Origin of the sequence: Microcystis sp. LEGE 08355 (genome assembly GCF_015207185.1) — a bacterium.
Classification (GTDB): domain Bacteria; phylum Cyanobacteriota; class Cyanobacteriia; order Cyanobacteriales; family Microcystaceae; genus Microcystis; species Microcystis panniformis.
In genome coordinates, this window is record NZ_JADEXI010000125.1 from 1 (window position 1) to 9,954 (window position 9,954).

A 9,954-nucleotide genomic window follows, 5' to 3' on the forward strand; every position below is an offset into this window, starting at 1 on the left:
GGGTTAGGGGTGAGGGCGATTAACCATCTCTGCCATTACTTATGAAAAATGGTATAACGCATTCTCAACCTCCATCATTTGCTCAGATGTCAGATTTCCTAATTTACGCAAAAGCTTTGCATGGGGAATTGTAACGATGTTTTGTACATCAAAGACTCCTTCTCTAAGGAAGCGAGCTTGGACTTTAACTTCAAATCTTGAACCACGAGAGCTTGTCGTATGTGGAACCAGAGTCGCTAAGGCACGCTCTTGATTGAGCGCAGGAATACTGATAACCAAACAGGGTCTGACTTTGGCCACATAACCCAGATCAACCAGCCAAACCTGACCACGATCAGGGCTATCCATAGGAAGCTTCCTGATCGTCTAATTCTAGAAAAATTCCCTCGGCATTGAGGACTAGATCTTCATCAGATAAGGGCGGAAAATCCAGGTGAATTGTCCGCTTCAGAATCTCTAATAGCAAATCTAACCGCTCTGAGTCTGTCAAGCGGTCAAAGGTATCTAAAAGTTCCTGAACTATAGCAGTCATAGCGGTTGCCCTATATCTGCTCAATACTATAACACAAGCTTAACAAGGCTCTTAGTCATTGCTTGACAGCCCCAATAAATTCTGAATGTAAGTTTGGAATCCCCCCAAACCGCCATCGTCATCCCAACGCTGTCTGAAAGTTGGTAACTTCTCCAATTCCATCACATTCCCACCCTGATACCTGACTCGATAATCAAACATCTTATCTGCTTTTGCTGATACAGGTGGATTATCAAAATCAATAGCCCAAAGCACCTCAACAATTCGATAGATGTCGTAATTATCCTTGCCAATTTCACGTTCGGCTTTGCAGTCGAGAACTTTTACTAAATGGGTAACATACCCTCGCTGTCTGAGTAGTATCAAACTATCTTTTTCGGGTTTATTGGCATTGACTTCATCATCTTTCCATTCCAGTTGGAAGGGCGATGAAACCTTATATTTCCGATATGCCCATGTACCATCGTTTCGCCTTACATTTTTAGTCCACTTCAGATATTGTAAATCCATGTCAATATCTCTAAATAAAACTATAAGTTAAACTCGATCGCGATGACGGCGATCAGCGATAAAAGACTCCACCAATTTGACATCTTCGACGCTACCGATCACTAAAGGTGTGCGGGTGTGTAATTTATCGGGAACGATATCTAAAAGATTTGTCACCCCATCACTAGCTTTACCTCCTGCCTGTTCAATTAAAAAAGCAAGGGGGGCAGTTTCATAAATTAAGCGCAATTTTCCCTGGGGATTTTTAACAGTACCCGGATAGAGAAAAACACCACCCTGCATTAAAATTCGATGGATATCTCCCACTAATGCCCCACTGTAACGGGCCGTGTAACCATCATGACGGTGAACATAACGAGTATAGTCGCGAATTGCCTCATCCCACTGCCAAAAATTGCCCTCATTGGTACTATAAATCGGGCCATGGTCGGGGATAATAATATTCTCTTGGGCGAGGATAAATTCCCCTAAACTGGGGTCAAGGACAAAGGCATGAACACCGCGACCGATCGAGTAAACTAAGATAGTCGAAGGTCCGTAGAGAATATAACCGGCGGCGATTTGTTGACGACCATTTTGCAGTAAATCCCGCGCCTCTCCGTCTAAATCATTGTCCTCCTGTTGACGGATGGCAAAAATCGAACCCACATTTAGGTTAATATCCACATTGGAAGAACCATCGATCGGGTCGTAGAGTAGGGTATAGCGACCGATGGGACAGTTTTCCGGGATATAATAGGGTTTATCCATTTCCTCGGAAGCAAGACGGCAAACTAAACCACTTTGCTTAAAAACCGAGATAAATACCTCATTGGCAAAAACGTCCATTTTCTTGACTGATTCCCCTTGGACGTTGGTTTCTCCAGTAAAACCTAGCACATCCGCCATTAATCCCGCTTTACTGAGACGACGGGCAATTAATTTCCCCGCTAGGGCAATCCGACTCATAATTGCGCTTAAATCCTGCGCGTCGGGGGAAAAGCTTTGTAATTGTTGCAGGACGTGACGGGAGAGGGTGGTACAATCTCGATCGAGGCTATGTTCGGGGATAGAAAAGGGAATATTGCTAACCATAACTGTAATTGCCAGTGTTGAAGTAAAAAGGGAAACCCGTCTAGTCTCAATTATGACTATGGTTTGATCCTAGCCAAGATTTTCCCTATTGCGGGCCAATTTTTAGATCAGTTTTAGAGTTGGCTAATTTTCCCCTCATTGATCATTAAATTTTGGTCAATAAGTAGCTGTTTATAATTAAATTGAAGATGGATCCCCCCTTAATCCCCCCTTGATAAGGGAGGGGTTGATCCCCCCTTAATCCCCCCTTGATAAGGGGGGTGTCTGACAGTTTTTAACACCTAACTACTTACTTGCCCTCTCAATTTAAGTCGATGGGGATACACCGGGCAAGCGTTTATATTTCAAGTAATAGGCAAAAACTGTTATTAAAACAATAACGATTGTGCCGATACCTAAATAGTTAGGAACCCAAAAAGCTGCCGCAATGGTGTTAATTTCTCCCGGTTTTAAATGCCAAATTAACTGATTATCAACTTGTTCTACCGAGGTATTTAATCCTGAGTCATCTTCAATATTTTGACCAGCGAAGGAAGTCTTTAAAGCGAAGTCGATATCAACTAAGGAACCGGGGCTAATGATAATATTTCCCTGTTCGGAAAGCACACCTAAAGCCCGCAAATCAACGGTTAATTTTAAGTTTTTCTGGTTCAAAAAGAACCAATCTTGTTCTGTCACTGCCAGTTTTGAATCTAGTTGCAGTAACTTTATATCATCGGTATTAGGGGAATTTTTGATTTTAAAGGAAGAACTAGGATCAAAAAATTGATTGAATTTTTCCTCTAATTCCTGACTATTACTAAAGGGAATAGTGACAATTATTTCTCGTTCGGAAATATGAGCGGTTTTCCCCTTAAGTAATTTTGCCCTCTGTTCGATACTATTTAACCATTTAGTGGCTTCGGTTTGACTGAGACTGGTTAAACGTTGTCCGAGGGTGATATGTTGAATAATTTCCCCGTGGTGTTGGTGGGGAAAATTAATGCCCACATCGTAACGGACACAGCCAGTTAAAAAGAGAAAAATACCGCATAAAAAGGGCAGAATAAAGCGGTTTTTCCCGATTTTTTCGGTGGTTGGTTGATTCATAATTAATCTTCTTCTAAGTCGTCATAACTTGCTGAACTGCCACCGCTAACCGTAACTAGATCGATTTGCTGACGATAATAGTCTACATCTTTTACCTCCACTTCTACCTCATCACCGAGACGATAGGCAACGCGATTTTTCCGTCCTACCAAACAGCTATGACGGGCGCGATATTCGTACCAATCATCCTTGAGAGAAGAAACATGGACCAACCCTTCCACTAATAAATCGGAAATTTCCACGAAGAAACCATAGGATTGTACACCGGTAATTAAGCCGCGAAAAACTTGACCCATTTTTTCTTTCATTTTCTCGGCTTTTTTCAATCCTTCTAGGTCTTTTTCGGCATCTTCAGCAATTTTTGAGCGATCATTGAGATGGGAAACAATTAGATGGCTTTCTTCTTCTAACTCCTCCTGAATTTGACTTGGGAGAATATTCCAATGAATCTGTCCATGACAGCTATTACTGCCCAAATTAACCCCGACTTTGACGATTTTGCTGCGGCGATCTTTCCCCTCAGTTAATAGGAGTTTTAACACCCGTTGTACCCAAAGATCGGCATATCTTTGTAGGGGGGAGAGACAGTGGGTATAATTGCTAGGATAGGCCAAACCAAAATGGGGCAGAGGATGGCTGCTATATCTAACTAATTTGAGAGTTTCTTGCAGGAGATAATTGAGGACTTTCACCGATGAAGAAGCGGAAAAAGTGCGGGTGAGATTTTGATAGTCATTGGGTTTAATCTCCTCCTCGGCAGTTAAATTTAATTCTGCCCCTAAATTATTGGCTAATTTGAGTAAATCCTCCAATTCATCCCAATCCGGTTCCGATTGTCCACAGTAGATACAGGGCAAGTTTAAAGCTTGCAAATGTTCAGCGACAACTTTGCCGGCTAAAATTGCCACTTCTGTCAGTAAAGAACGGGCCGGTAAATTATTAGAAGCGAGAACAGTCCCCCCCCGTCCTTCGTCTTTGTAGGGAGAGATTTTGTCTAATTGAATATCAAAACTACCCCGCTGCAGACGTTGGGATTTTAGGGTGGGGCAAACGCTGAAAAATAAATCTTTCAGGGTTTCAACGGTATCGGTGGGGGCAGCTTCGCTATCTTCTTCACTGAGCAGATCGCGCACCTGTTGATAGGTAAAATGTTGATCCACTTGGATGAGGCTGCGGGTGATTTCGTACTCCACTAGCTCCCCCTTATCATCGAGGGTGACGAGGATAGAAATAGCGGGGCGCTGTTCTTGGGGTGACAGGGAACAACGACTGGCAAGGGCAGCCGGGACTAATGGCAGCACTTTTTCGCCTAGATAGACGGCAGTTCCCCGTTTTTTGGCAACTTTATCCAATAATCCGCCCCGTTCGATGTAACGGGTGACATCGCTGATATGAATGGCGACTTGCCAGCGATTTTGGTTGATTTTCTCTAAAGAAAAGGCATTTTCAATGATTGGGGGATAATCCAGGGGGGTGTCATCTTCGATGGTAAAGGTGAAGAGTGGGGTTAAATCTCGCAGTTGTTCTTTTTCGCCACTATCGAATAAATCTGCTAAATTATCGGCAATTTCGAGGGCTTCTGGCGGAAAATTATGGGGTAGATCGTGTTTACAGGAGACGATATCTGTGTCGGCAGCGGCCTCGGCCGTGGAACCGAGAATGCGAGTAACTTTACCGATGGGAGGCATTTCCCCTAGGGGATAACGGAGGACGGAAACATGAACGAGGTGATCGATATTTTCTTGGAGATTTTGACCATTTTCGAGGAGATTAAGCGTAAATTTCAGGCGATCATCGAGGGGAACCGCCACAAACTGCTCATTTTCCTGTTTTACTTGCGCTAGAAGTGAAGGATTAGCTCGTTCGAGAATTAATCTCACCTCTCCTTCTGGGGAACGACGACGGGTTCCCTCACGGATGATTTTGACTAAAACTCGATCGCCATTCCAAGCGTTACTGAGATGATTTTTCGAGACGTAGATGTCATCAGCATCTTCGATATCTTGGATAGCAAAGCAAAATTCTTTACTGGAACAGCGCAGCTTTGCTTCTACGATATTTTCCTCGATCACACGACGATAGCGCCCGCGTTCTTTGGCAACCATTCCCAGACGTTCCAAAGCATCGAGAATCACTTGCAATTTTTCGCAGCTTTCGGGATTGTCTTCGCAGCCCAGTTTTTTTTCGAGAATTTTACCCGTAGCTAATTTATCATCACTAAGATGAGAGAGGAGTGTGGCGATCGAGAAGTCCATCTAACAATAATCCTTACTTACAAGACACTGACGGAATGGTGGACAATTAAGTTTAAATACTTATATAATGAGAGGATTGATTTAAACAAACCATTGACTCGAGAGATTATCTCTGTCGGGGTAATTGCGGTCGCTGGTGGTGACAGTGAAGGTAAACTGACCAAGCATCGAACACCCGAACCTACCCTGAGAATTATCGAAGCCTTCGTTAGTATAAGCCAATAGCGAACACTGGCAAACTTTTTGGCAATCGCTAGTCTTTCTGGCAGAAGCTTCAGCCTAGTAGAATCTTGTTGCTGTGGGCAAGGCTAATCCTAGGACTGAAAATTTTATCTAACCTTTAATCTTAGCAAGAACTTGCTACATTTTTCCATAATTACGATAGAGTATTCTAATATAAGTACAAAAGAACTCGAAAAAGTCACCATGTTGCAAAAGTTACGCCAACGTTACCCCCAAGTTGCCCTGATTAGCGAGTTAGTTCAAATCGATCACGGCAAGTATATTGTGAGAGCGATCATCGAAATTGAGGGAAAAACGGTCGTTACAGGTTTAGCTGCGGCAGATACGGTGGAAATCGCCGAAGATAGAGCCAGAGAACGAGCTTTACTGCTTTTAGAGGCTGAAAACACCCCCGATCTCCAGCTTGTGGAAAAAATCAGCCCCAATAATATTTCTCTACCGTCCGATTTACCTAAAACCGTCCCTAGTGCCAAAAAATCGACTAAAACGGCTAAAGTCACTGAAATACCTCGTCCTGAAGCTAAAATTGAACCGGAATTACCCCAAGTTCAGGATATTCCCCCGGCTAAAATTGAACCGGAATTACCTCAAGTTCAGGATATTCCCCCGGCTAAAATTGAACCGGAATTACCCCAAGTTAAGGATATTCCCTTACCGGAACCAGAGCCTTTATTATTAGAAACGGAAACCGATAATTACTCCTTATTATCAGAATTGCCAGAAGAAGCGAGTTTAACTGAAGAAGAAACCCCAGAACCGGAGCCAGTTGTTGTTATTCCCGAAGAAATCGATTATTCAGTCCTTAAAACTAAAATTGATGTAGAGATGAAACGATTAGCTTGGACCACAGAAAAAGGTCGGGAATACCTGATTTCTACCTATGGCAAAAAGTCCCGTTTACTCCTAACTAATGAGGAGTTATTAGAATTCTATAACTACTTATCTAGTATCAGTGCCTAATCAATAAACCTGCTGCATAAATCAAAAATCTTCCGTTAAGTGAGGAGTCTCCGAGCCAGTATTCTCCGAGTCAGGAGAAGCAGAAAGAAATAGATTATTTTCTGGCAGTAGAAAAGCGATCTTTTTCTGTAAAAATCCTTAAGTTAAGGACTTTAATAGCATCTGCGATTAAAAACTCACTTTTGCGGGAGATATAATAAAAAAGTAAGCTATTAAGTAGGGAGGCACAATTATTTGTAGGATGGGTTAGCGGTAGCGTAACATAATCGGGCGTTGGGTTTCATGCTTCAACCCAACCTACGTTCATCTTATATTTAATTCCACCCACCCACTTAGCTGCCAGTCTTTTTCTCCCTATCTCCCTATCTCCCTATCTCCCTATCTCCCTATCTCCCTATCTCCCTATCTCACTGATAACTGATAACTGATAACTGATAACTGATAACTGATAACTGATAACTGATAACTGATAACTGATAACTGATAACTGATAACTGATAACTGATAACTGATAACTGAATTAGTTTCTCACTGCTTCTGTTTCTGCTTCTTTGGGAACAACAACTGGCACTCCGCTGACTGTTTCGATTTGATAAATAACGCGACTTAATTGGGAAGGACAACAGAGAGGATCCGTATCTTTATAGCGATTAAAAACCACAATAATTCGATCGCTATTTTGTAAAACAATTCTCTGAGATGCTCCATCAGTGCGGGAATCCATCGGTCGCGGGGAAAGAGTGCCAGCGAATTTACCATCGACAAAAACAAAGTCTTGATAACCCATCGGTCGGCACATTCCATCCACTCCACTCATGGCCGAAATAACGCTAGTTTTACCATAGGTTTGCACGGACCCGTACAGTAACCATCCTGCTTTATTAAGCGCTTGATCATTGGCAGTAATTGCCGGACGAACCTGTTCACGACACTGGTTATCAATCACGGTTTTAACGGGAGATTTGGGGATAGGTGCCTTGGCTTTATTCCAATTAGTTAACGGTCGATCAAACCAAGCTCGCGGAGTCTCTTTTTCTGGGGTTTGGCTAATAATTTCTAATAGCTTCCATGTTTCCGAATTGTGATTAGTAGCTGGATTGGAGACGGTTTCAACGCTAACTTTAATTTGATAGAAAAATCCTGGTTTATAATCAAATCCCTCGATACTATTAGGGAACAATCTCCAGTTTTCCTCTGGTTTTTCTCGCATCTGTAAACAGTCTTTGGTTGGGCCTTGGCTACAGGGTTGTTTCCGAGAATTGATATAAATTGTCCTTTCCGTGCGCGTGGTAGTTGGTGCGGGGGTAAAAGTGAGTATTCCTAAACCTTCGGGAGTACGATAAAATAACTGTAAATCGCCTTTAGCTGTCACTTGGAATTGTTCCACTCCTTGCAAGGCAGCAAGATATTGATTTTCTTGTTTCATCTGCGGTTCCGGACAAGCTTTTTTCGTAGTAGCGATCGCTTGGTTAACCTTGAGCGTGTCATTATTGACTTGATAGCCGGTATTATACTGGTTGCATCCGGCCGAACCACTGAGGATATTTTTCTGGAAAGCGGCAGTAATTTCCGTTTCTTTCACCAAACTTCCGGCTGTCCACCCCCTGAGTTTCCATCGAGTCCCCTCCAAAGGGGAAGTATTAGCGATCGCCGCTTTCCCCGCTAAAGCACAACTTAGGGCAATTGTCAAGAAAATTCCCGTTTTTTTGGCGTTCAAAATTGCTATTCTCCTCGTCAAAGCAACAATTGTATTATGGCGTGGGGTAATCGACTGAGTGGTTAGGATAATTTTTCGGATTTCTCTTTCTGACCATCCCGTGACGGATGAAGAGAGAACAAGTTCCCTCAAACCTTAACCCAGTCAGAAAGCCATCGTTGTCATTAATCACTTTTTGCCCTCAAATGGCCAAAAGTTGACCCCAGTTCACCTTAAGCAGTACAATAAAAACCTTGAGTGACCCCTTAAACAAAAAAAACATCATGGCACAAGGACAAGGATTCGGATTCGGTCTCGGTAAGATTAAAGAACTACAAGACGCTTTCCAAAAAGCGCAACAGGTGCAACAAGGGGCCAAAGTTCTGCAAGAAGAACTGGAAACTATGGAAATTCCCGGCCAGAGTGAAAATGGCTTGGTGACAGTCTATCTCAGTGGCAACCAAGAACCCCGGGGGATTGAAATCGATCCGGCTCTCCTCTCCCAAGATCTGGAGATTGTGGCTGGGTCTATTCTAGAAGCCATGAAAGTCGCCTATAGTGCCTCCACGGAAACCATGCGCAGCAAAATGGAAGAACTGACCAGTGGTTTAAATATCCCCAGTATGTAATCGCTTTTGACCGCAATGGTAAGATGGAAAGTTGGACTAACAAACAAGGAGGTTCAACTTTGCTGACTTTGGGTGTCAATATCGACCATGTGGCCACAATTCGCCAAGCGCGCCGCACCGTGGAACCAGATCCCGTGGCGGCGGCAGTTTTGGCCGAAATCGGTGGTGCTGATGGCATTACCGTTCACTTGCGCGAGGATCGTCGTCATATCCAAGATCGCGATGTGCGGATTCTCCGGCAAACGGTGCGGACTCATCTGAATCTGGAAATGGCCCCGACGGAGGAAATGATCGCCATTGCTCTCGATATTAAACCCGATTATGTCACCCTTGTCCCCGAAAAGCGCCAGGAAGTGACCACGGAAGGGGGGATCGATATGCTGGGCAATTTTGACCGTTTTTGTCGGGTTGTAGAGCGCCTGCAAGCGGCTAATATCCCCGTTAGTTGGTTTATTGATGCCGATTTTGCCCAAATTCAAGCGGCCGCTAACACGGGGGCGAAATTTATTGAACTCCATACCGGTCAATACGCCGAAGCACAACAGGAGAGCGATCGTCAAGCATCGTTAACAATTCTTAAAGAAGGTTGTGAATACGCTTCCTCTCTGGGTTTGCGGGTGAATGCTGGTCACGGTTTGACCTATTGGAATGTTTATGCCGTCGCCTGTTTGCCCAATATGGAAGAATTGAACATTGGTCACACAATTATCAGTCGTGCGGTTTTGGTCGGGTTGGAACGGGCTGTTAGGGAAATGAAATTGGCTATGCGTGGACAATTGTAAAAGCCATCAGCTATCAGCTAATCTCCCGACTAACGAACAATTACACTGAAAAATTAAAGGAAAGATGATGACAACTTATTATTATTTGGTAGCCAGTCAAAAGTTTTTAGAAGAAGAAGCGATCGAAAAGGAAGTTTTGAAGGAAAGAATCAGGAATTATCAAGAAAAAGGTCAAGAAATAGAT

General features: G+C 43.3%; 11 protein-coding genes. 4 read left to right on the top strand and 7 right to left on the bottom strand.

The annotated features are described in order from the left end of the window. Positions 1-39: 39 nt before the first annotated feature. From IQ242_RS08680 to IQ242_RS08705, 6 genes are all read right to left on the bottom strand, one after another. The gene (locus IQ242_RS08680) at positions 40-348 is read right to left on the bottom strand and encodes a type II toxin-antitoxin system PemK/MazF family toxin (RefSeq protein ID WP_193959686.1); all 309 of its coding nucleotides are present in this window, start codon (positions 346-348) and stop codon (positions 40-42) included. After that, positions 341-532 (bottom strand): hypothetical protein, encoded by a 192-nt coding sequence (locus tag IQ242_RS08685; protein ID WP_002740538.1) that lies wholly within the window; start codon positions 530-532, stop codon positions 341-343. The genes IQ242_RS08680 and IQ242_RS08685 overlap by 8 nt, the downstream gene beginning before the upstream one ends. A 51-nt stretch (positions 533-583) precedes the next feature. Then, a complete protein-coding gene (locus IQ242_RS08690; protein ID WP_193959687.1) occupies positions 584-1,042 on the bottom strand; it encodes a hypothetical protein in 459 nt (152 codons plus the stop codon). A gap of 27 nt (positions 1,043-1,069) precedes the next feature. Beyond that, the gene (fbp, locus tag IQ242_RS08695; RefSeq protein WP_193959688.1) at positions 1,070-2,116 is read right to left on the bottom strand and encodes a class 1 fructose-bisphosphatase; all 1,047 of its coding nucleotides are present in this window, start codon (positions 2,114-2,116) and stop codon (positions 1,070-1,072) included. Between the two features lie 306 nt (positions 2,117-2,422). After that, the gene (locus IQ242_RS08700) at positions 2,423-3,205 is read right to left on the bottom strand and encodes a DUF3153 domain-containing protein (protein ID WP_193959689.1); all 783 of its coding nucleotides are present in this window, start codon (positions 3,203-3,205) and stop codon (positions 2,423-2,425) included. A 2-nt stretch (positions 3,206-3,207) separates the two neighbouring features. After that, positions 3,208-5,460 carry a ribonuclease R family protein gene (locus IQ242_RS08705; RefSeq protein WP_193959690.1) on the bottom strand — a complete coding sequence of 751 codons (2,253 nt, stop codon included), beginning with the start codon at positions 5,458-5,460 and terminating at the stop codon, positions 3,208-3,210. Between the two features lie 426 nt (positions 5,461-5,886). Between IQ242_RS08705 and IQ242_RS08710 the strand changes: the two genes are divergently transcribed. Then, positions 5,887-6,663: a hypothetical protein gene (locus IQ242_RS08710; RefSeq protein ID WP_193959691.1), complete on the top strand. Its 777-nt coding sequence runs from the start codon at positions 5,887-5,889 to the stop codon at positions 6,661-6,663. 520 nt (positions 6,664-7,183) lie between these two features. Here the strand turns inward: IQ242_RS08710 and IQ242_RS08715 are convergent. Next, complete coding sequence (locus IQ242_RS08715; RefSeq protein WP_228020896.1) at positions 7,184-8,380, bottom strand: DUF4377 domain-containing protein; 1,197 nt, start codon at positions 8,378-8,380, stop codon at positions 7,184-7,186. Between the two features lie 263 nt (positions 8,381-8,643). Between IQ242_RS08715 and IQ242_RS08720 the strand changes: the two genes are divergently transcribed. From IQ242_RS08720 to IQ242_RS08730, 3 genes are all read left to right on the top strand, one after another. Beyond that, the gene (locus tag IQ242_RS08720; protein WP_193959692.1) at positions 8,644-8,988 is read left to right on the top strand and encodes a YbaB/EbfC family nucleoid-associated protein; all 345 of its coding nucleotides are present in this window, start codon (positions 8,644-8,646) and stop codon (positions 8,986-8,988) included. Between the two features lie 59 nt (positions 8,989-9,047). Further along, complete coding sequence (locus IQ242_RS08725; RefSeq protein WP_199328810.1) at positions 9,048-9,770, top strand: pyridoxine 5'-phosphate synthase; 723 nt, start codon at positions 9,048-9,050, stop codon at positions 9,768-9,770. A 67-nt stretch (positions 9,771-9,837) separates the two neighbouring features. Further along, positions 9,838-9,954, top strand: a 117-nt coding sequence (locus IQ242_RS08730; protein WP_193959694.1) for an MgPME-cyclase complex family protein, incomplete at its 3' end; no start/stop codon positions are given.